General features: G+C 51.3%; 22 protein-coding genes. 4 read left to right on the top strand and 18 right to left on the bottom strand.

The genetic code is table 11. The annotated features are described in order from the left end of the window. Positions 1–161 precede the first annotated feature (161 nt). Both PXY01_RS07375 and PXY01_RS23255 read right to left on the bottom strand, forming a co-directional pair. Positions 162–365 (bottom strand): helix-turn-helix domain-containing protein, encoded by a 204-nt coding sequence (locus PXY01_RS07375; RefSeq protein ID WP_246027827.1) that lies wholly within the window; start codon positions 363–365, stop codon positions 162–164. Continuing rightward, a complete protein-coding gene (locus PXY01_RS23255; RefSeq protein WP_127568787.1) occupies positions 358–543 on the bottom strand; it encodes a helix-turn-helix domain-containing protein in 186 nt (61 codons plus the stop codon). The genes PXY01_RS07375 and PXY01_RS23255 overlap by 8 nt, the downstream gene beginning before the upstream one ends. A gap of 374 nt (positions 544–917) precedes the next feature. Here PXY01_RS23255 and PXY01_RS22300 point away from each other — a divergent pair, with 374 nt between their 5' ends. Both PXY01_RS22300 and PXY01_RS07365 read left to right on the top strand, forming a co-directional pair. Beyond that, complete coding sequence (locus tag PXY01_RS22300; RefSeq protein WP_164744327.1) at positions 918–1,082, top strand: hypothetical protein; 165 nt, start codon at positions 918–920, stop codon at positions 1,080–1,082. Continuing rightward, positions 1,079–2,590, top strand: a complete 1,512-nt coding sequence (locus tag PXY01_RS07365) for a recombinase family protein (RefSeq protein ID WP_164744326.1) — start codon at positions 1,079–1,081, stop codon at positions 2,588–2,590. Before PXY01_RS22300 ends, PXY01_RS07365 begins: the two co-directional genes overlap by 4 nt. 1 nt (position 2,591) lies before the next feature. Here PXY01_RS07365 and rlmD read toward each other — a convergent pair whose 3' ends face one another. After that, positions 2,592–4,277 carry a 23S rRNA (uracil(1939)-C(5))-methyltransferase RlmD gene (gene rlmD / locus PXY01_RS07360; protein ID WP_246027826.1) on the bottom strand — a complete coding sequence of 562 codons (1,686 nt, stop codon included), beginning with the start codon at positions 4,275–4,277 and terminating at the stop codon, positions 2,592–2,594. 247 nt (positions 4,278–4,524) lie between these two features. Here rlmD and PXY01_RS07355 point away from each other — a divergent pair, with 247 nt between their 5' ends. After that, on the top strand, positions 4,525–5,199 hold the full coding sequence (locus PXY01_RS07355; protein WP_127568783.1) for an SIMPL domain-containing protein: 675 nt from the start codon (positions 4,525–4,527) through the stop codon (positions 5,197–5,199). Here the strand turns inward: PXY01_RS07355 and PXY01_RS07350 are convergent. After that, complete coding sequence (locus PXY01_RS07350) at positions 5,187–6,107, bottom strand: NAD-dependent epimerase/dehydratase family protein (protein ID WP_127568781.1); 921 nt, start codon at positions 6,105–6,107, stop codon at positions 5,187–5,189. The two genes, PXY01_RS07355 and PXY01_RS07350, sit on opposite strands and share 13 nt — an antisense overlap. 251 nt (positions 6,108–6,358) lie before the next feature. Between PXY01_RS07350 and PXY01_RS07345 the strand changes: the two genes are divergently transcribed. After that, entirely contained in the window at positions 6,359–6,574 is a 216-nt protein-coding gene (locus tag PXY01_RS07345; RefSeq protein ID WP_373864283.1) for a hypothetical protein, read from the top strand. A gap of 99 nt (positions 6,575–6,673) precedes the next feature. Here the strand turns inward: PXY01_RS07345 and PXY01_RS07340 are convergent, their stop codons facing one another. The 14 genes from PXY01_RS07340 to PXY01_RS07275 form a co-directional block, all read right to left on the bottom strand. Continuing rightward, positions 6,674–7,240 (bottom strand): NUDIX hydrolase, encoded by a 567-nt coding sequence (locus PXY01_RS07340; protein WP_127568777.1) that lies wholly within the window; start codon positions 7,238–7,240, stop codon positions 6,674–6,676. A gap of 174 nt (positions 7,241–7,414) precedes the next feature. Further along, positions 7,415–8,875 carry a bifunctional 2-methylcitrate dehydratase/aconitate hydratase gene (locus PXY01_RS07335; protein ID WP_127568775.1) on the bottom strand — a complete coding sequence of 487 codons (1,461 nt, stop codon included), beginning with the start codon at positions 8,873–8,875 and terminating at the stop codon, positions 7,415–7,417. 16 nt (positions 8,876–8,891) lie between these two features. After that, on the bottom strand, positions 8,892–10,010 hold the full coding sequence (locus tag PXY01_RS07330; protein WP_127568773.1) for a citrate/2-methylcitrate synthase: 1,119 nt from the start codon (positions 10,008–10,010) through the stop codon (positions 8,892–8,894). Then, the gene (gene prpB / locus PXY01_RS07325) at positions 10,011–10,898 is read right to left on the bottom strand and encodes a methylisocitrate lyase (RefSeq protein WP_174721808.1); all 888 of its coding nucleotides are present in this window, start codon (positions 10,896–10,898) and stop codon (positions 10,011–10,013) included. Positions 10,899–10,972: 74 nt separating this feature from the next. After that, entirely contained in the window at positions 10,973–12,127 is a 1,155-nt protein-coding gene (locus PXY01_RS07320; RefSeq protein ID WP_127568771.1) for an acyl-CoA dehydrogenase family protein, read from the bottom strand. Between the two features lie 42 nt (positions 12,128–12,169). Continuing rightward, positions 12,170–13,024: a 3-hydroxybutyryl-CoA dehydrogenase gene (locus PXY01_RS07315; RefSeq protein WP_127568769.1), complete on the bottom strand. Its 855-nt coding sequence runs from the start codon at positions 13,022–13,024 to the stop codon at positions 12,170–12,172. A 45-nt stretch (positions 13,025–13,069) separates the two neighbouring features. Further along, complete coding sequence (mmgA, locus tag PXY01_RS07310) at positions 13,070–14,245, bottom strand: acetyl-CoA C-acetyltransferase (RefSeq protein WP_127568767.1); 1,176 nt, start codon at positions 14,243–14,245, stop codon at positions 13,070–13,072. A 20-nt stretch (positions 14,246–14,265) separates the two neighbouring features. Next, positions 14,266–15,420, bottom strand: a complete 1,155-nt coding sequence (locus tag PXY01_RS07305; protein ID WP_127568765.1) for an acyl-CoA dehydrogenase family protein — start codon at positions 15,418–15,420, stop codon at positions 14,266–14,268. A gap of 215 nt (positions 15,421–15,635) precedes the next feature. Beyond that, on the bottom strand, positions 15,636–15,923 hold the full coding sequence (locus tag PXY01_RS07300) for a HesB/YadR/YfhF family protein (RefSeq protein ID WP_127568763.1): 288 nt from the start codon (positions 15,921–15,923) through the stop codon (positions 15,636–15,638). A gap of 128 nt (positions 15,924–16,051) precedes the next feature. Continuing rightward, positions 16,052–17,770 (bottom strand): ABC transporter ATP-binding protein, encoded by a 1,719-nt coding sequence (locus PXY01_RS07295; RefSeq protein WP_127568857.1) that lies wholly within the window; start codon positions 17,768–17,770, stop codon positions 16,052–16,054. 7 nt (positions 17,771–17,777) lie between these two features. After that, positions 17,778–18,125 (bottom strand): hypothetical protein, encoded by a 348-nt coding sequence (locus PXY01_RS07290; protein ID WP_174721807.1) that lies wholly within the window; start codon positions 18,123–18,125, stop codon positions 17,778–17,780. Between the two features lie 283 nt (positions 18,126–18,408). Continuing rightward, positions 18,409–18,900, bottom strand: coding sequence for a hypothetical protein (locus tag PXY01_RS07285; RefSeq protein ID WP_127568761.1), 492 nt, complete (start codon positions 18,898–18,900; stop codon positions 18,409–18,411). A 187-nt stretch (positions 18,901–19,087) separates the two neighbouring features. After that, positions 19,088–20,221: an NADH:flavin oxidoreductase gene (locus PXY01_RS07280; protein WP_246027825.1), complete on the bottom strand. Its 1,134-nt coding sequence runs from the start codon at positions 20,219–20,221 to the stop codon at positions 19,088–19,090. Between the two features lie 131 nt (positions 20,222–20,352). Continuing rightward, on the bottom strand, positions 20,353–21,174 hold the full coding sequence (locus tag PXY01_RS07275) for a squalene/phytoene synthase family protein (protein ID WP_246027824.1): 822 nt from the start codon (positions 21,172–21,174) through the stop codon (positions 20,353–20,355). Between the last annotated feature and the right edge of the window lie 105 nt (positions 21,175–21,279).

Here is a 21,279-nt window from a genome sequence, read left to right as displayed (position 1 = left end):
TGCACTTTTCTTGACAACTCCAATATTATCTGGGACTCGTTCGGCTTTCAGAATTCCTTGCTTGACCCATTTCCACACCGTGTCCTCGGTCACGAATTGGGATTTATTCGAGGCTGAAAGTTTCCGAGAGATTGAAGATAGCGTGTAGTATCTCTCCATGCCTAACATCTCCCTTCCTCAATGGACTGCTCAATAAATGCTCGTAAATCCGCTTCTCTGACACGCCATAGGGTATTAGCCAATTTCATGGCTTTAATTCGCCCCTCGCGAAGCCACTTGTAACATGTGACCATTTCAATGTTCAAAAGGGTTGCGACATCTTCGGCTGAATATAAGCGGCCCAAGAACTTTTCCATGTCATCCATTTTTTTGACCTCCCTTCGTGTTTTCCAGTATGAATTTTCTTAGACTCTCTTGCGATATGCGGATTGAACCGCCTACCTTGACGCTAGAGAGAGTACCGTTCGCACACATTCCATAAACGGTTGTATAAGAAAGTTGCAAAATCTCCATTACCTCTCGAATGGTGTAAAAACGTTCCATCGAGCACCGCCCCTTCGGTCTGAATTGGTTGCAATCTCAATATAAGAAAAGGCTCCGCAATATTAACAAAGCGTTGTAAAATCACAACATTTTTCCTAATGAAAAATAATCCATGAAGCGGCTTACTTTAACTGAGAGGGCGGCAGAACGAAGGCTACCTTTTTTTAAGGTTTCTCAGGATAAAATGTAATCTTATGTATGGAAAATTGCCCGATTTCACCTAGAAAAAATGAACTTCTTTCCTGATTGTTACAGCCATTAGATGGGTTATACTTTTGCACTCCCTTTTTGGAAATCAAAATTAAGCAGTCCATCGCAATTATTTAGACACCTGCAGCGATAGAGAAGGCGAGAAATCCTACGGGGGGAAAATCATGAAAGTATCTCGCAATTTCTCTAGCGACAATACTCTGCAAACCTTAATGCTTGAATTGCTGAAAGCACGTATTGACACGCTGATCGAGCAGTCATACGATAATGGACAAGCGAATACTGTCACATCTCAAAAACATGCTTCCAGAGGGGGAGAATGCGCATGAGATGTGCCATTTATGCAAGGGTTAGCACTAGCCTCGATAGCCAGAAGGATAGTCTGGAAAGTCAGGTATCGTACTTTGAAAACCACATAAAAGAAAAAGGTTGGGAACTTGTAGACGTTTATGCAGATGAAGGCATTACCGGGACAAGCACAGCCCGCCGCGAAAGCCTAAAAAGGTTGTTGCGGGATGCAGAACGAGGATTGTTCGATGTCGTTCTTATTAAAGCCTTATCGAGATTGTCGAGAGACACGGCAGACACCCTGCATATCGTCCGAACCCTTCACAGCCATAATGTAACCTTGTTTTCATCGAGAGAAGGGGAAATAAACGACGAAATGGTGTTGGCCGTCATTTCTGCGGTCAATCAACGACAGAGCGAGGATACATCATACAACGTCAGTTGGGGCATTGCCGTGAAATTGCGAGAAGGAAAATTTCACGGTACGCCTCCCTTCGGTTACGACAAAGTAAAACCCGGCAAATTAGTTCCGAATCCTGTTCACGCCCCGACCGTTCAGTTGATTTTCAATTTGTATCTGAACGAAGGAATGGGCGTTCAGGCAATCGCCAATTATCTGAATGATAAAGGAATTCTTCCTTCCAGAAAGAACGGAACCAAGTGGCACGACTCCTCGCTTCGACTAATTCTAACCAACCGCCATTATACGGGCGACTTGGTGCAAGGACGTTCCAAAGTAGACAGCAATGATAAAATTCATCTTCAAAAGAAGGGCTATAAGAAAAGGCATAAGATCGATGAGGATGATTGGATTGTCGTTCCTAACGCGCATGAACCTATCATTACTCGCGAGCAGTTTGAAGCGGTACAGGAGAAAATGAAGGAGAAGTCTAAACGTGTGTTCAGGGGAAGAGGACGAAAATCGTTGTTTGCAAGAGTCGCGTATTGTGCAGACTGCGGTGCGGGGATGAACTTTAAGAATGATCGTCAATCATACGTATGTTCTACATATCAAAAGAACGGCTCGAAAAAATGTTCATCTCACATCATCAAGCATAACGTCCTAAAACAAGTGGTACTAGACAACCTGAAAGACCTGATTCAAAACTCGCTTAACATGCAGTCTTTAGTTGATGTAACCATTCAACGAGCAGGAGTGAGAAAAAATAACGCAGTTAAGGAACTCGATAAAGTTCAACGAGAAATCGGCAAGTTAGATAAAGAAATCGTTCAGCTTACGAGGAAATGGACAAGCGGCGAGATCGATAAGGAGTTGTTCAATGCTTGTTGCGGGGCAATTAAAAACGAACGCCAAGCATTAGAAGAACGGATGGCTCGACTTCAAACTGAGATCGCCCACGAACTTGATACGGAATCGAGAGTATCGGCGTTTAAGGCTGAACTGATGAAATTTGCCGCTCTTGACGTAAGCAACGAGGAAATTCTTCGAGACATGATTCACAAGATGATAAACCGTATTGACATTCACGCCGACGGTTCAGTCGAAATTACTTACAACTTCCAAAACCCGCTAAAACAGGGGGCGTAGCCTATTTAGGCTCGCCCCTCCATTCCATCAATATTACGCACTCCACATGGCTAGTCTGAGGAAACATATCCACCGGCTGCACCCATTCGAGACGGTAGCCGCTGTCGAGCAGCACTCTGCAATCCTTCGCTAACGTGGATGGATTGCACGACACATAGACGATCCGCTTCGGTTTGGCGACAGCCAAAGCTTCAAGCAGTGGACGCTCGCAGCCGGTGCGCGGCGGGTCGACGACGACAACGTCTGGTCGGATGCCTTGCTTGACCCATTCCGGAAGCAGCTGCTCTGCACGTCCTTCGTAAAATCTAACGTTCTCGATACCGCTTACGGCTGCATTCGCTCTCGCATCCTTCACCGCCTCGGCGATAACTTCGATTCCGCGTACCTCCCTCGCATCCGGTGCCAGCCACATGCCGATCGTGCCCGTACCGCAGTATGCGTCGACGACGAGCTCTGAGCCTGTCAATTGCGCGGCTTCCTTCGCAGCGTTGTACAGCTTCACCGTCTGCTCCGGATTCAATTGGAAGAATGCTCTCGGAGACAAGGCGAACTTTACGTTTCCAAGCTTCTCGTCCAGACGCTCGTTGCCCCACAGGATGATCGTTTTATCGCCATAAATAAGCGGAGTCTTCCCGTTATTTATATTGTGAGCAATCGTCGTGACAACCGGGATGGCTTCGCGAATACGCGCTGCAAGCCGCTTCGAGTCAGGCAGCCGGTCGGTTGCTGTGATAAACGTCAACTGAACATTGCCTGTCGCTTGGCCAATCCGAGCTACAATTGTCCGAACAGAGCCTTCTCTTGTACGCTCGTTATAGATTGGAATGTTCAGCTCCTTAAGCACCTGCTTCACCTGATCGATGACACGATTTATCGTTGGATGCTGTACGGCACAGCCGCTAATATCGACAAGCCGATGTGAGCCTGCCGCATATAATCCGGTTATTATATCCTCACCTGCCAGGCCTGTTTGTAGCTGCGCCTTGTTGCGGTATCCCCACGGGTCTTCCATCCCTATTATCGGGCGCATCGGAAGCTCTTGAACTCCTGCATATCGCTGGAACGATTCGCGTACAATTTCCTCCTTTGCTTTCAGCTGCGCGCTGTACTTCATGTGCTGCAGCTGACAGCCGCCGCACATATCGTACACGGCACATGATGGCTGCTGCCGGTCCGGCGAACGCTTCTCGATCTGAACCAATTCAGCAGACAAATACCCGGACTCGACCTTGACGATCTTCGCCTTCACCACTTCTTCTGGCAGCGCTCCGTTAATAAATACCGCCTTCCGCTTATAGTAGCCGACTCCTTCGCCGTTAATGCCGACGCGCTTAATCGTAACGACGATTTGATCTCCTACACGAACATCCTCAGCCGTAGCCGCCTGTCCCTTGGCTCCGTGGCGACCATATTTTACGGTAGTTGATTGCACATTACGGTTATTTCGATTAAACGTTGAATTAGACGAAGCCGTACGGCTACTGCGATTCACCGTTTGCTTCGATGGCTCCGATACTTCCCCGGAACGTCGCCGTCCTTCTCCTGTACTTATACTGTTATTCGCTCGTTGCATATCCCGCTCCCCGCGCTTAGCCAACTTGCTCGTATTTTGTCCGTTGTAACTGCTCGTCTGCGCCCCTACACGAGGTTTGTGACTGCGCTGCTGGGATGGTTCCTTTGCCTTCATGCTGATACGCTCCGTTTCTGCTTATCCGTTATCGATTCTTTCTTCCACTATATCATAGCGACTCTCATTTCCCAATGTCGAAAGCGACCAGCCAGAAGTAATACCGACGAACATTGGTGCAGCGATATTCAGACAAGCTCTATCTTATCCGCACCTTAATTCGGTCATGAACATCGCCGCAGCGCCATATTTTAACCAATAGAGAAGCTTTCCCTCGCCTTTGACTGATGAAGGAGGTTGTCCAACCATGTACGACCATCAATCGAAGCAATTGCAGCACACTCAAGCAGATCACCATCAGCCATATACCATTAAAGTAGAAGGTGAAGGCCAAGTGACGGCTGAACCGGATCGCGCAATCATTACGTTGGGCGTCATCAGCGAAGGCATGGAGCTTCGCACCGTTCAAGCCGACAACGCAACGATTACGACGCAGGTCATCCAATCGCTGCGCCAGCTGAATATTCCGCCTGAACAGATTCAAACGGTCGATTACCGGGTAGAAACCGAGTACGACTATATTGACGGAAAGCAGCTGTTTCGCGGGTACAAAGTGACTCATCTGCTTCAAATTACGACAGACAGAATGAACCAAGCAGGCATATTAGTTGATACCGCAGTAACGAATGGCGCGAATACCGTTACTGGAATCCGTTATACTCTGAGCAATACTGAACTGTATGAGAATCAGGCGCTAGCGTTGGCGGTCCGAAACGCCATCAGCAAAGCGGGTGCTATCGCCTATGCGATGGGGATCACGATTCAGCCAACACCCGTTCGAGTGCGGGAGCTGCCGAACAGGGCTCAGCCTTTTCAACCGATGTCAGCCGCTCTCAAAGCGAGCTCCGTCACCCCTCTTTCGCCAGGTCAAATAACGATTACCGCTGCCGTGCGCGCCTGGTTCAACCGTTACGGATTGTGATTCATATATACGGTATATGCCTCTCGTAGCCCTGCCGCCAACGTCACTTTCGGCTCCCACCCCAGCTCCTTCTTCGCTTTGCTATTATCTAGGCAGCTGTGCTCCGTATCGCCTGCTCTTGGCGGAAGATATAACAGCGGCACGTCCGCTTGGTGAATGGCCACGAGCTGCCGGGCCAGCTCGTTAATAGATGTGCCAATGCCGGTACTAATATGATACAGATTATTATCGCCGTTAGTAACAGCCGCGATCAACGCCGCGACGACGTCTCGAACGTTGACGAAGTCGCGCGTCTGATTGCCGTCCCCATGGATGGTTAGCGGTCTCCTGTCACGAAGGCATGCTAGAAGCAGCGGAATGACATTACCCTCCCCTTGGGGCATCTGACGCGGACCATATACGTTAGAGAAACGAAGAATAATCGTCTTTAATCCATACAGGCCTGCGAACAACCGTACATAATGCTCCGATGTCCATTTGGATTGCGCATAGAATGACACCGGTTCCACAGGATCTGTCTCTGATAGACGTTCCTTTACAGTCGCCCCATACACAGAAGCCGTTGAGGCAAATACGAACCTCGATACGTTCGCTTGAACAGCTGCATGGAGCATCTGCACCGTGCCCAGCACGTTCACCCTCGTATCTTCAGCAGGGTCAGTCATTGAACGTGCGACATTTGCTTGCCCCGCTAGATGGAACAACACATCTGGCTTGTGCTTCACTACAATGTCCAAAGCTTTCATCGATGCGACATCGGCTAGATGTACAACAGCATGGCTGGGCACGTTACGGAGATTCCCCGTGCTCATATTGTCAATGACATGAACGTCCATCCCTCTCTCCAGCAGCTCATGCACGAGATGCGAACCGATGAATCCGGCTCCTCCGGTTACGATCGCTTTCATGCCATTGTTCCTCCCCATCCAGCAGATTCGTGCAGTCCTTTTCCTGCTAGTATATGGTTAGTAGAAAACGATTGGCTCCATTGTTGTCCGCATCGAATCCTATATTCTGCTGCAAGGCGAACAATTGCGACCAATTCGGCGTATGATACAGTACATTCGTCCAGATGCAAGGAGGTGCAAGCGTCATGCATTCCCATAGCAGCGGTTATCCGCCCCACATACAACAGTCGAATCTGAACCAGCCTGTGAGCATTCAACCGGCTGCCGCATTGTCAGCGCAGCACCATGAGTCGGCCAATCCATACGGAGCAGCCTATTCGGATACGTTCGCACTGATGCAGCTTGCAAGCCGAATGGACTATTTGATCCGCCTGATGGAAGAGAACAATAAGCTGCTGCGCACACTCGAACAACAGCAGAACCGTGTCATCACGAGCGGAGGCGGTTCAGTCATCGTTCGGATGTAGGCCCGCGATCCGTTCATTCGTGAACACAGCAAACAGGCTGTCCTTCTGCTGCCCATGAGCTAAGCAGAAGGACAGCCTATTGGTGTGACATGCAGTGCATTATAGAGCCGAGAAAAATTCGTTCTTGCTGTCGGGAGACATCTGCTGCTCATCTTTAAGCAATCCAGCACTCTTCTTATTGAGTACTGCGTCGATTAACCATTGTGTAAAAACAGCAACCTTCATCGAACGCAGCTCCTCCAACGAGAAAAAGCCTGCCGCATCAACCTCGACACCGTCCGGCACCGGTTCCCCACCGATATATGTCATCTCGAACGCAATATATACGTTATGTACACTGCGAGGCTGATCTCTCAACGCCACGATTCCTACGACGCTTGACTGTATTCCCGTTTCCTCGAGCACCTCCCGAACGACAGTTTCACTGATCGGTTCCAGTTGTTCGATATAGCCGCCTGGAATGGTCCAGTTGCCTTTGCCAGGCTCTTGAGCTCTTCGCACGAGCAATATTTTACCGTCTCTTTGGACAAGCGCACCGACACCGATACTATAGTTGCCCCAATGCACCGCACCGCAAGCAGTAGACGAACATACACGCCGCTCTACCCCGTCGATGATCCGATTCTCCATAGGAGCTCCGCATGCTGTACAAAAATTTACCGACATCGTATGATCACCTTTCCTGCTTCTACTATCGTTTGAATATTTAAAAGATCATCCTCCTATCTTAACTGCTCCGAGCGGTTTGTTCCACATAAACCATGTCATATTACTGATTGGGCGCCTCATCCGTAATAAAGTAACCCGGATATCCTCAGTTACAAGGATTCCGGGTTATTCTTATATTCCCGATGCCGTTGGCACAGCAAGCAAACTCATTAAGAAATCAACCGGCATATATTGTAGCGTCAAGGGGTCCGCGAAAGCCCGAATAATCGCATCCGCCTGTTCTTGTGCATAACAGCTTCTCACGTTCGATTCGAATTTCCGCTTCAGCAGCGGCAATCCCTCATCCCGTCTTCGACGATGACCGAGCGGGTATTCAATTTCTACCCGTTCGGTAACGGTACCATCGGTGAAACGGATCTGCACTGCATTAGCGATAGAACGTTTGTTCTCATCTAGATAATCACGAGAATAACGTACATCTTCCAACGTCTTCATCTTGCTGCGGAGCAGATCGATCCGCGGATCGCTTGCCGCCTCATCCTCGTAATGATCAGCATTCAGTTCGCCATGCAGCAATGCTATGGCAACCATATACTGCAGGCAATGATCGCGGTCAGCTGGATTATGAAGCGGTCCCTTCTTGTCTATGATGCGCAGAGCCGATTCGTGCGTCGTCAGCTCAATCGCTTCAATCTCCTCCCAGCGATCCTTAACAGCCGGATGCAATTTGATGGCGCATTCGACGGCAGTCTGTCCATGGAATTCCGCAGGATAGGCTATTTTGAACAAAATATTTTCCATCACATAGCTGCCAAGCTCCCGAGCAAGCGTCACCGGCCGCCCCTTGAACAGCACGTCCTGGAAGCCCCATACCGGCGTGCTCAACGCGGACGGATAACCCATCTCGCCTTGCAGCGTCAGCATTGCAAGCCGCACCGCGCGGCTTGTCGCATCACCAGCTGCCCACGATTTACGCGTCCCTGTATTCGGAGCATGCCGGTAGGCTCGCAAGGAATGGCCGTCCAGCCAAGCGTTCGACAGTGCCGTAATAATATCTGCCTTACTGCCTCCCAGCAGCTTTGTAACAACGGCGGTCGAAGCAATTTTGACGAGAATGACATGATCGAGTCCAACTCGGTTGAAGCTGTTATCGAGCGCAAGCACGCCTTGAATTTCATGAGCTTGAATCATCGCCGTCAGAACATCCTTCACAAGAAACGGCTGCTCGCCTGCTGCCTTCCTCTTCCTGCTGACATAATCTGCCGCTGCCAGAATGCCGCCGACATTGTCGGACGGATGACCCCACTCTGCGGCAAGCCATGTATCATTATAGTCCAGCCATCGGATCATACAGCCGATATTGAACGCAGCGGTAACCGGATCGAGCTCATAGGAAGTACCAAGCACACGCGCTCCGTGAGGTACGACCGTCCCAGGCACTACCGGTCCGAGAAGCTTCGTGCAAGCGGGATACGAGAGCGCAAGCAAGCCGCAGCCGATCGTATCCATGAGGCAATAGTGTGCGGTTTCATACGCTTCCGTACTTCCAACCTGTTGCTGGACAACATAATCCGCAAGCTGAACCAGCAGATCGTCCGGCTCTGGACGATGGTTAGGAATGAACGTCGACATCAGCGCTCCTCCTCACCTATAATCGATCCTTTAAGGGAACCCATGGCTGCTGTTCGCGTCCAATATATTCCGCATTCGGACGAATGAGCCGGTTGCTGCTGCGCTGCTCCATAATATGCGCGGTCCAGCCGCTAAGCCGAGAAATGACGAACAACGGCGTAAAGAGATTGTTCGGAATGCCGAGCAGACGGTAAGCTGATGCACTGTAAAAGTCCAAATTCGGGAACAGCTTCTTCTTACGCTGCATGACATATTCGATCCGCTCCGAAATATCATACAGCTTCCAGTCGTCCTCATGCTCAGACAGAATACGCGACTGTTCCTTTATGAGGTTCGATCTCGGATCGGAAACGGTGTATACACGGTGACCGAACCCCATAATGAGCCGCTTCTGGAGCAGCATTTGATGAATACCGGCCTCTGCCTCCTCTGGGCTTGAGAATGCCTCAATCAGCTCCATCGCTGCCTCATTCGCGCCGCCGTGCAAATTGCCGCGTAACGTCCCTACGCCAGTCGTTACGGCAGAATAGTAGTCGGATAGCGTCGAGGCGGTTATCCTCGCTGCGAACGTCGAAGCATTGAATTCATGCTCGGCATACAGCGTCAGTGAAGTATCAAGCGCATTCGCATGGATCTTGCTTGGCTTGCGTCCATGAAGCAGCTGCAAAAAATGCTCGGCTACGCTCCCTTCCAGCTCCGTCTCCACGCGAATCTGGTTCATATGGAAATGCCGCCAATAAAGCACGATTGAAGCGCTGCAAGCAATTAGCCGCTCCGCGATATGTGCTGCGCCATAGCTGTAGTTCTCCGGTTCAAGACTGCCAAGCGCCGATATTCCGGTACGCAGCACATCCATCGGATGAGAATCGGCGGGAAGCTGCTCTAATATCGTACATAGTGCAGATGGCAGCCGCCGCTTGCTCTCCAGCCGAGATCGAAACTGGAACAATTCATCCTCATTCGGCAGTTCTCCATATAACAGCAGGAAAGCCGTTTCCTCGAAGCTTCCGTAGCGAGCCAAGTCTTGAATCGCGTATCCGCGGTATGATAAGCCTTTGCCCCTCTTGCCAACGGTTGAGATCGAGGTTTGGCCGGCGACAACGTCGGCAAGACCGCCTTCTTTTTTGAGCGTCATCTACTTTTCGCCCCTTTCCTGTCCGAACAATCGGTCTAGCTGCTGCTCGTAATTCCAATAATTCAAATGATGGTACAGCTCATCTCTCGTCTGCATCGTATTCAGGATCGACTGCTGCGTCCCATGCTCACGAATGGTCCGATATACATTCAATGCTGCCGCACTCATCGCACGGAACGCGGACAGAGGATAGAGCACCAGCCCGACGCCTGCCTCGCACAATTGCTCCACGGTGAACAGCGGAGTGCGGCCAAATTCCGTCATATTCGCCAGTACCGGTACCTTTACTGCATCTGCGAAAGCTCGATAGTCTTCAAGCCGAGTGACCGCTTCGGGAAAGATCATGTCTGCACCCGCTTCCACGAACGCGCAAGCCCGCTCGATTGCTGCTGCAAGCCCTTCGACCGCAATGGCATCTGTGCGCGCCATGATGACAAAGCTTGGGTCCTCTCTAGCATCTACGGCTGACTTGATTCGATCGATCATCTCAGCCGCGCTAACGATCGCTTTGTTCGGGCGATGACCGCACCGCTTCGCCGATACTTGGTCCTCGATATGAACGCCGGCGGCACCGGCTCTAGTTAGCTGCTTAATCGTCCGAGCAATCGCGAAAGCGCTGCCGAAGCCCGTATCTGCATCAACGAGCACCGGCAGCTTGGTCACATGGGTTATTCTTCGGACCTCCTCTACGCAGTCGTTCATCGTTGTTATGCCGAGGTCCGGCAATCCGAAGGACGCATTCGCGATGCCTGCCCCGGAAATATATAAAGCGCGAAATCCAACGCTCTCGGCAAGAAGAGCCGCGTAAGCATGAATGACGCCTGGAAGCTGCAGCGGCTGCTCCGCCTTAACCGCATCACGAAGCTTCTGACCGGGTGACAAACTCATCGTTTTCACCTCCTACTTCACTTAATAAGTCATCAACGGTTGCACTCATCTTACAGCCTTTTGGCCTTCATAGTTCAAGAACGAAGCAGGTGGTTGCCGATCACAATGCGATGAATTTCATTCGTTCCTTCATAGATCTGTGTCACCTTCGCATCGCGGAACAGGCGCTGAGCCGGATAGCAGCTTGAGTATCCTTCGCGCCCGAGCAGCCGAACAGCAGCTCCTGATGCCTCAACCGCTGTATCGGAAGCGAACAGCTTCGCGGTTGATGCTTCTTTCGTGCATGCATTGCCCCGCTGATACAAATAGGCCGCCCGATACACGAGTAATCTCGCCGCCTCTACACGGGCAGACAATTCATCAAGCTCAGCAAGCTCGGCCGCACGCCTGACTCGCCCTCCTCCGCTGCCTGCCGCAGTACGTTTGAGCAAGCCTTCTTCAAGAAGCTGCAGCGCCGCTTCCGCTATGCCGAGCGCTTGTGCGGCGATGCCGATTCTTCCACCGTCCAATGCTCCCATCGCGATTGCGAAGCCTTCGCCTTCCGCACCTAGCCGTCTTGCCTCTGGAACGTGTGCATTGTCGAACGACAGCTCACAAGTGTTAGAGCCGTGAAGCCCCATTTTACGCTCCTTGCGTCCTATACGAAGTCCCGATGTTCCGCTATCGACGAGAAAAGCCGTAATGCCGCGTGTCCCTCTCTCCGGATCAGTCACGGCGAACGTCAAATACAGCTGCGCTGCACCAGCATTTGTAATGAACATCTTCGTTCCATTCAGCACATAACAGCCGCCTTCATACTTAGCAGACGTTCGGATGGATGCCGCGTCGGACCCCGCGTTAGGCTCCGTTAATGCGAATGCGCCAAGCCACTGACCAGATGCCAGCTTGCGGACGAATTGCTCACGCTGCTCCTTCGTACCGTGCTTCATAATTGGGAGAGTAGCGACCGTCGTATGCACGGACACAATGACGCCTACCGCTGCGCTTACACGGGACAGCTGCTGTATGGCAGCAATGTACGAGATAAAATCCGCTCCCGCACCGCCAAGCTCCGTAGGCACCGGGATACCCATCAATCCGAGCTGACCCATTCGCGCTACCAGTCCGGCAGGAAATGAGTATTCACCATCGGCTTCCATGCGCGGAATGGCGTCTCTAACCTCCGTCTCCGCGAAATGCTGAACTCGCTGCCGGAACGCCTCCTGCTCTGCCGTGAACTGAAGCTCCACCGCCCTCCCCCCTTGTATGCACGAAAGAACGACATGAGATTATTATTCGTAGACGTAAAATCCGCGGCCGCTCTTCTTGCCTAGCCAACCTGCCTTCACATATTGACGCAGCAGCGGGCAAGGCCGATATTTGCTGTCGCAAAAGCCGGTGTGCAGCGATTCCATAATGGACAGACAAGTATCAAGCCCGATCAGATCCGCTAATGCCAGCGGACCCATCGGATGATTCATGCCGAGCCGCATAATGCTATCGACCGTTTCGGGAGAGGCTACACCTTCATATACCGCATAGACTGCCTCATTGATCATCGGCATTAACACGCGGTTCGACACAAACCCTGGCAAGTCGCGGACTGCCAGCGGCGTTTTGCCCAATGACTTCGCCACCATTACAATTCCCTCGAACGTATCGTCGGACGTCGATAGACCGCGAATTATTTCGACGAGCGGCATAAGCGGCACTGGATTCATAAAATGCATCCCGATCACCTTATCCGGACGCTTCGTCGCCGAGGCGAGCTCTGTAATAGAGAGAGAGGACGTATTCGTTGCCAGAATAACGCCCGCCGCGCAGCTAGCATCTAGTGTTCGGAACAGCTGCTGCTTCACGCTAAGCGACTCCGGCGCCGCTTCAATCACGAGGTTCGTCTGCTCTGCAGCCGTTTCGAGCGAGCTTTGGCATGTAAGACGCAACAGCGCAGCCTCCTGCTCCTCTTCCGTCATACGCCCTTTGGCGACCGCCCTTGTCAGTCCGCGGCGGATGGCAGCGGCACCTCGTTCTATTGCTGCCTCATAAATATCGTACAGAGTAACCGTATAGCCGCTGCTGAGCAGCGTCTCTGCAATACCGCTCCCCATCTGACCTGCTCCGATGACCAACACATGCTCGATGTTCATTGACCTCACCCCTCTTCTAATCAAATGGGACGAGTATCGTACAATTCAGCCCACTCGAACGAGTAGCGCATCTCCCTGCCCACCGCCGCTGCATATTGCTGCAATGCCCAGCCCGCCGCCTCTCCGCTGCAGCTCCTTCACCAATGTCAGAACAATACGCGTGCCGCTCGCACCGATCGGGTGACCGATCGCTATCGCGCCTCCGTTCACGTTAACCTTATTGTCCTGCCAATTAAGTTGCTTCGCGCAGGACAGAACGACAGCAGCGAACGCTTCATTCACTTCGAACAAATCGATCGATTCCAATGAAACCCCAGTTTGCTTCAGCACCTTTCGGATCGCGAATGCAGGCGCTTCCGCTAATTGATGAGGCTCCATACTAACCGACGCGTAACCGATAATTTCTGCCCATTTGTCATGCCCGCCATTGTCTGCCGCTTCCTGCGACATAAGCAGTAAAGCTGCCGCCCCGTCATTGACGCCCGGAGCGTTACCCGCTGTAATTGTTCCAACTCCGTCTTCAACATAAATAGGCTTGAGCTGAGCCAGCTTCACAAGATTCGTATCATTACGTGGACACTCATCTGCCGTTATCTCCATCGAGTTCGATATGGAATAGGGCACCATCTCATCCGCGTGCTTTCCTTGCAGCGCTGCACTAATCGCAAGAGAATGACTTCGAAGCGCCCATTCATCCTGCTCCTGCCTGCTGATTCCGTATCGAAGAGCAGCCCGGCTGCCATGGACTGCCATCGGCACGCCATCGAACGCACACAACAGACCGTCATGCAGCATCAGGTCTATCAATTCAGCGTTGCCCATCCGTATGCCCCATCTGGCAGAACGTAAGCCGTACGGAACCCCGCTCATACTCTCCATTCCTCCGGCAACGACGATTGCAGCGTCACCAGCGCGAATTATGCTGTCTGCTAATCCAATGGTGCGCATTCCCGAAGCGCATACTTTATTTATCGTATCGGACGGGACGCACCACGGTATGCCCGCTCCTGCCGCAGCCTGCCGAGACGGAATTTGCCCTGCACCTGCCTGAATGCCCATTCCCATCAACACTTGCTCGACTTGTGCGCCATGGACACTAGCAGAATGCAATGCTCCACGAATCGCTGCGGCGCCTAGCTGCGCTGCACTTGCCTCTTTAAGTACGCCACCGAGCTTGCCAAATGGCGTTCTCGCTCCCCCGACAATGAACGACCCGCCCATAAAGTCGCTCCTTTCTGCCCTTACGACTTAGACTTGCTTCGCATAGGAGATATCCCTTCTAAGCCGCCTAAGGCGAGAGCGGTTTCCAAACACTTCACATCTCTTAGTAGCCGCTCCAGCTTAAATTCACGCATATAACCGTATCCGCCCATAATCTGCACCGCTTCCAAGGCTGTGCGAACAGCCGCTTCGGCAGCATACGTTCTGGCGAGCGACGCTTCTCGAACCGCGCTGTACCCTTGATCCAGTCGCCATGCAGCTTGATAGACGAGCAGGCGCGATGCCTCAGCAGCAACCGACATATCGGCTAGCTTGAAGAGGATGCTCTGCTGTCGTCCAATTGGGGCGCCGAACTGCTTTCGTTCCTTCGCATAACGGGTAGCCGCAGCCATAGCGCCTTGTGCTGCTCCGACCGATTGTGCTGCTGCGCCGAGTGCGGCGATCATCTTAATCGGCTGCAGCATTTCACGGGCACGGCCTTCACGGCCTACCGTATCGCCACTTTCTATACGGCATGCTTGAAAGAGAAGCTCTCCGGTCGCAAATGCCCGTAGACCGAGCTTGCTATGCCGATTCCCAGCCGTCAATCCGGGGGCATCGGCACTAAGCCACAATGCATGAAGCCTCCGCGTTTGCCTCGAAGGCGCAAGTATGAAATACCCGTCCGCCTCTCCAGCGTTCAAGACGAACGGATGGGTACCTTGCAGGACGAGGCCTCCGGCTTCCTCCTCAACGACATTCAGCCTTTGCTCCTCGACTAGCTCAACAGCTGATGAAGCAGCTGAATTTGACGTCTCGTATAGTCCTGCTCCTCCGAGTTGTGCCCCTGAAGCATATGGCTGCAGCAGCCGATCCCGAATCGAATCGCTCCCGTACCGATATAACGGCCATACCGTATAAGCGGTATGTGCAGCTAATACAGCTGACGTCGAGACGCACACTCTCGCCAGCTCCTCCAACACGATCACATATGCTAACCATCCAGCGGCGGAGCCGCCGTACCGTTCCGGCACGGGTATGCCGGTCAACCCCAGCTCCGCCATCTTTGTGAACAACGACCGATCGAACCGTTCCTCCTCATCTCTTCCTGACGCTCCAGGAGCGACCTCCGTCTCGGCGAACTCCCGGACGACCAACCGCAGCATTTCCAGCTCCTCCGGCAGTTCGAAACGCATGCTTCTCCCTCCCTGATCGAAGCTTGAAGACAGAGCACAGAGTCGGCCATGCCCAAACTATCAACAACTCGGATACCATTCGACGGAATCATGGATACCCATGTATATGAGCTAGAGGACGTCCGAAATGATAAACGAAAAAAGGTTGTGCAGAAGACAAACAACCTGTTTTCTGCACAACCTATTATTATTGAGACTTTCCAGATTCTAACTTATTAAGCAACTACAAATCCTACGCCTTCCCAATTCTCTTCGAATCGCAGCTCCAAATCTTTATTGTCCAAATACCAAAGCTGGTCTTCCAGCATATAGAACTCGATGCCCTCTCTAACCTGGCTAAGACGAGGAGCATTCGAGGCTTCCTTCGTTATGCCGAGCGACATGCCTGGCTGAACACTGCCGCAGCCGCCTAGACGAACGAATATTTGCATCTGGTCACCGGGCTTCAGTGACATCTCATTGATATACCAGCGCGCAACATCGGCATCTACTTTAATCTTCATGGCTCTTCTCTCCAGTGCTCAGTATTCAAATTCTATGTCTACATCGTACTCTCTCTTGTCCATTACCGCAATACTGCAAATCCTGTAAACGCAATCATTCATTATAATGGATTTATTATATGAATCTGTTATCTCAAGCTATACTGCGCCTCATGCAAGCGACTGTACATTCCGCCAGCCGCGACGAGCTCCTTGTGCTCTCCTTGCTCTGCTATTCCATTCTCATTAATAACAACGATACGGTCCGCATTCTTAATAGTAGCCAAACGATGGGCGATTACGAGCGTTGTCCGACCGACTGACAACTCGCTCAGCGCCTGCTGAATGGCCGCCTCCGTTGCTGTATCGAGCGCGGAGGTCGCTTCGTCAAGAATCAAGATCGGCGGATTCTTCAGGAACATGCGCGCAATGGCAAGCCTCTGCTTTTGACCGCCCGACAGCTTGACGCCCCTCTCACCGATAATCGTATCCATGCCTTCCGGCAAGCTGCGAATCAATTCATCCAACGAGGCGCGCCGCGCAGCTTCCCATATTTGCTCCTCTGTCGCTTTCAAATCGCCATAGGCGATATTTTCACGAATCGAGCCGGAGAACAAGAAGACGTCCTGCTGCACTATACCGATATGCTTGCGAAGCGACTCCAGCTTCATCTTACGAATGTCGAGTCCATCAATCGTTATGCTGCCTTCAGTTACATCATAGAAGCGCGGCAGTAAGCTGCAGATCGTCGTTTTGCCCGCACCAGAAGGACCGACGAAAGCAATCGTTTCTCCCGCACGAATCGATAAATTAATGTTATTCAATATCATTCGTCCGGGCTCATAACCGAAGCTTACATTCGAGAATTGAATGTCACCGCACAGCGTAGGCACATTAACGGCATCCTTCGCATCCGCGATGTCTGGCTCAGTATCCATAACCTCAATATAACGTCTGAAGCCGGCAAGCCCTTTCGGATAGCTTTCAATGACGGCATTAATTTTCTCAATTGGCCGGAAAAAGATGTTGGATAAGAGCAGGAAAGCAAGAAATTCACCCATATTAATTTGGTCGTGCAGGAAGAACCAAGCGCCGCACACCATGACGAATACAGTAACGAGACGCATCATCATATAGCTGACCGAGATGCTTTTGGCCATCGTTTTGTACGCCAGCAGCTTCGTCTCGCGGAACCGCATATTGTCAATGGCGAACAGCTTCTTCTCATGCTCCTCGTTCGCGAACGATTGAACGACGCGAATGCCGCCGACATTGTCTTCAATGCGGGCATTGAAATTGCCGACATCTCTGAATAGTCTTCGGTAAGTTCTCGTCATTCGCCCGCCGAAGAAGATGATGAGCCAAGACATAATCGGAATAATTATAAACGTCAGCAGCGCCAGCTCAAGATTGATATAAGCCATCAGAGAGAACGAACCGATCAATGTCATCACGGCGATGAAGACATCCTCCGGACCATGATGGGCAACTTCACCGATCTCATTGAGGTCATTGGTCATCCGGCCGATCAAATGACCAGTCTTGTTGTTATCGAAAAATCGGAACGACAGCTTCTGGATGTGCTCGAACATTTTGCGGCGCATGTCGGTCTCGATGTTAATGCCCAGCATATGTCCCCAATACGTGACGACATAATTCAAAGCCGTATTGAGCGCATAGACGGCAAGCAGCGCTGCACTGCCCAACACGATCAGACCCCAGTTCTCATTAGGTAGAAGGTCGTTAACGAACGAGCTGACAGCGAACGGAAAAGCAAGCTCCAGCAGGCCAGCTATGACCGCGCATGTAAAATCAAGAAAAAATAGGCCCTTATACGGGCGGTAATATGAGAAAAAACGACGAAGCAACTTCCCTTCACTCTCCTTCATCGACTTCAGAACCAAGCAGCCCTTGATCGTCTTCGAGCTGCTCCGTCCTACCGCATTCTTCATGCAGTTCGAATAGTTGAATATAATCTTCAATAACTTGCTCCAGCGCTTTAAGCTCGCCAACTAGAATCGTCTTGATCGACTCGAATTCAGGCTGCGTCAGCTGGCGCTGAAGCGTTGCCCGTCTGTTGTTCATCTGATCGAGGAACAGCACAATACGTCCTCGGCGATAAGTCTGTGCACCCTTGCCGCCATGATGCTCACCTTCACGATGGCGATGATGTCCGCCGCCCCGCCGCCCCTTGCCGCGGTCGCGTTCTTCTTCTCTACTCATATCCAATCACCTTCCTTATCTATATATTAGTTGCATTTATCAATGGCGTTGTATACAAATGTATTCGTATTTAATAAAAAAGACAACTCTTAATTAGAAAACGAGCATTTCACGCACAATTTGCCCGTCGATAATAAAATAGCCTCCCATCGTCATCGGAACGATAGAAAGCGTCACACCACGCCTAATAATTTAGCATGTGGAGAGAAACGGCTGCGTAACCTTGGCCACTTGGAGAATCAACGTATTCATTATTCTAACTTTCGTTCTCGCCTAATAACGATTATTCGACGACGATCTTCTTCCTTGCGGTTACAAGCTGCAAAGGCTTTTCCTCATTGTTGTTAATAAGTGAAATCTCTGCAACGGCATAAGCTTCATAGGTTCCGGGTTGTCTAAATCGATAGGTCTGCTTCTCCGAGATGGTCTCATGACTTCCTGCTTGCCGGACAATACCAACATCTGTTCTTACGATCGTGTTGATAACCTTGCCGCTGGAGTCTAAGACGACGTAGTAAAAGATGGGATTCCCCGTCATTATCTCAGCCGCTTGTTCCAAGTTACTCTGAAGTTCTAGATCGATTGTGAATGTCTCTTGTGTTCGTACTTGCTCCGGAACAGACAGATGAACGGCAAACAACTCGGTATCGGTATGTTGTTTGCTCATCGAGACAGCAGCAGGCTGAACGGAGTTTTTGTTTTTCGGATTTTCCAATTCCGACGATTGACACCCTGCCAGCAAAACCAACATAAAACTAACGACTGCCTTAATCATGGAAATACACCCCTGTTAACAAACGGTGCATTCCCAAAAATTGTTGCATTAATAGGATGACAAGAGAGGACACAAGCTGTAAACACACTTTCTCACCACTGTCATCGTTATTACTTCATTACCAAATTAACCCTTACAATATAAAAAGCGCCTCATTCGAGACGCTCCTTCATCACTCAAATATGCGTTAATATAGCGTTCGCAGCGCTTCAGGCGAGAATGGCTTCAGCTCTTCCACTCTGCCCGTTCTTACCTTCTCAGCCCATTCCGGATCGGCGAGGAGCGCCCGACCGACAGCGACAAGATCGAACTCACCATGTTCCAGACGATCGATTAAGCCGTCGATATTCGTTGTCGATGCTCCTTTGCCTTCCGTGAACAGTGACATAAAGTCGGAATCCAAGCCCACCGATCCGACCGTAATGACCGGCTTGCCCGTCAGCTTCTTCACCCAGCCGGCGAAATTGAGCTCAGAGCCCTCGAATTCAGGCTCCCAGAAACGGCGCGTCGAGCAGTGGAACCCATCTATGCCGGCTTCGACGAACAATGCCAGCAGCTGTTCAAGCTCCTCCGGCGTATTCGCCAGCTTCGCGGTGTAATCCGACGCTTTCCATTGGGACAAACGGATAATGAGCGGGTAATCCGGACCTACAGCACGTCGGCATGCTTCGATAACTTCAACTGCGAACCTTGCACGCTTCAGTCTATCCCCGCCGTATTCGTCCGTTCGCTGATTGGTCCGCTCCCATAAAAACTGGTCGATCAAATAGCCGTGCGCGCCATGCAATTCAACGCCGTCGAAGCCCAGCCGTTTCGCATCCGCCGCCGCTTGACCAAATGCAGCTACGACTTGCGCGATATCTTCCTTCGTCATCGGTTCCGTTACCTTGGTGCCCGTAAGATCAAGACCGGAAGGTCCGATCGGCAGAGTCTTTGGATTCGGCAAATCACCGAGCCGGCGAGTCAAGCCGACGTGCCAAAGCTGCGGAAATATTCGGCCACCCGCTGCATGCACCTGCTTAACGACCTCCGCCCAGCCTGCCAGCGCTTCTTCACCATGAAAATTTGGCACCTTCGGATCGCCTGCCGCCGCCGGATGATTAATAACGGTTCCCTCCGTAATAATAAGTCCGACGCTATTCTCCGCACGGCGGCGGTAATAAGCAGCGACATCCTCACCCGGCACCCCGCCAGGGGAGAAGGTTCTCGTCATTGGAGCCATTACAATACGGTTCGGCAGCTCCAAGCTGCCTAGCTTGAACTTCGTGAACAGCGGCTGAACATTTACAGCTGTATGTGCAGGTTGTCTAGAATCGGTCACGGTCATCCCTCCAACTAATCTATCTACACCTACTTACTTTTATATACTATAATATATTTCAATTTTTTACAATATCTTTAAAAAAACAAAAAGCCGCGTTCAACTACGCGGCTTCGTCCTGCTGGTTATAGTTAATTCAATTGTCCAACAATCTTTAATACCGCTGCACGGGTCAGTTTATTGCCTCCAGCCGCCAGCAGTTTGGTCGTCGCATGAGCGAGGGCAAGCGGAATTTTGCAGAAACGCATCGCCGGGCCTTCCTTCAGCTCCGCGATGTAGTCGTCTGCCAGCTTCAAATTGCGTCTCGTATACTGCAGCATATCCTTAAAGCTCCAGCCGTCTGGGAAAAAATCAACGCCCCGCTTCAAATCCTCTTCGCGGTTGCGCATAATGTTAACAGCCTGTAGACCGCGGCCGAATGCAACCGCCTTCTTCATATCCGATACTGTACCGTCATACCATTGCCATAGCTCAGACAGCATCTCACCTACCATGCCGGCGACACTGTATGTATAACGATCCAGATCCTCTTCGGTCTTAATGCTCCACCCTGTGACGACCCACTCGGACATCTGCTCAGACATCATGGCCGTGTATTTCATTATAATCGGCGCCGCAGTCGGCGGGCAAAGCGACAGCCAATCGTCCAGCTGCGTCGATACGGCGGGAAGTCCGCAGTCGGCCGTTCTAAGCAGCTTTGCAGTCTTTTCGACCGGCTGGCTGCTGTGAAGCGCATCGCGTACACCGGTTAGCAGCTCCACTTTACGATCGTCTGCAAGCTCCTCATGATCTTCAATTTCATCTATGGCCCGCATAGCCAAATATCCGGACGTAACCGCTTCGCGCAAGCCCGGCACTAGTCTGCTGATCGGAATATAAAAAGTTCGGCTTGTTTGTTCAAGCATGACCATAGCGTTATTCAATAGGACGTTAGTGATGACAAACCCCTCCAAAAATTGCTCAGCTGTGCTCGATAGTTTTCCTTAACTATCATGATAACATACGTTGACCAAGCGAACCAACTAATAAGGCTGCCCGGAAGCCCGTTTATGACGGGG

This window comes from Paenibacillus xylaniclasticus (assembly GCF_004001065.1).
GTDB classification, from domain to species: domain Bacteria; phylum Bacillota; class Bacilli; order Paenibacillales; family Paenibacillaceae; genus Paenibacillus_T; species Paenibacillus_T xylaniclasticus.
This window is presented reverse-complemented; position numbering and strand designations above follow the sequence as displayed.

Coding starts and splice junctions, on each gene's coding strand:
- PXY01_RS07335 (WP_127568775.1), bottom strand. CDS start 8,875: ATGTCGACGTTCATTCCTAACCATCGTCCAGAGCCGGACGATCTGCTG.
- prpB (WP_174721808.1), bottom strand. CDS start 10,898: ATGAGTTTGTCACCCGGTCAGAAGCTTCGTGATGCGGTTAAGGCGGAG.
- PXY01_RS07290 (WP_174721807.1), bottom strand. CDS start 18,125: ATGAGTAGAGAAGAAGAACGCGACCGCGGCAAGGGGCGGCGGGGCGGC.
- PXY01_RS07365 (WP_164744326.1), top strand. CDS start 1,079: ATGAGATGTGCCATTTATGCAAGGGTTAGCACTAGCCTCGATAGCCAG.
- PXY01_RS07305 (WP_127568765.1), bottom strand. CDS start 15,420: ATGCGTTTCGAACTGCCGGAGGAGCTGGAAATGCTGCGGTTGGTCGTC.
- PXY01_RS07375 (WP_246027827.1), bottom strand. CDS start 365: ATGGATGACATGGAAAAGTTCTTGGGCCGCTTATATTCAGCCGAAGAT.
- PXY01_RS07350 (WP_127568781.1), bottom strand. CDS start 6,107: ATGAAAGCGATCGTAACCGGAGGAGCCGGATTCATCGGTTCGCATCTC.
- PXY01_RS07285 (WP_127568761.1), bottom strand. CDS start 18,900: ATGATTAAGGCAGTCGTTAGTTTTATGTTGGTTTTGCTGGCAGGGTGT.
- PXY01_RS07315 (WP_127568769.1), bottom strand. CDS start 13,024: ATGAACATCGAGCATGTGTTGGTCATCGGAGCAGGTCAGATGGGGAGC.
- mmgA (WP_127568767.1), bottom strand. CDS start 14,245: ATGGGCGGGTCGTTCATTGTCGGGGGAGCGAGAACGCCATTTGGCAAG.
- PXY01_RS07355 (WP_127568783.1), top strand. CDS start 4,525: ATGTACGACCATCAATCGAAGCAATTGCAGCACACTCAAGCAGATCAC.
- PXY01_RS07330 (WP_127568773.1), bottom strand. CDS start 10,010: ATGACGCTCAAAAAAGAAGGCGGTCTTGCCGACGTTGTCGCCGGCCAA.
- PXY01_RS22300 (WP_164744327.1), top strand. CDS start 918: ATGAAAGTATCTCGCAATTTCTCTAGCGACAATACTCTGCAAACCTTA.
- PXY01_RS07340 (WP_127568777.1), bottom strand. CDS start 7,240: ATGTCGGTAAATTTTTGTACAGCATGCGGAGCTCCTATGGAGAATCGG.
- PXY01_RS07300 (WP_127568763.1), bottom strand. CDS start 15,923: ATGAAGATTAAAGTAGATGCCGATGTTGCGCGCTGGTATATCAATGAG.
- PXY01_RS23255 (WP_127568787.1), bottom strand. CDS start 543: ATGGAACGTTTTTACACCATTCGAGAGGTAATGGAGATTTTGCAACTT.
- rlmD (WP_246027826.1), bottom strand. CDS start 4,277: ATGAAGGCAAAGGAACCATCCCAGCAGCGCAGTCACAAACCTCGTGTA.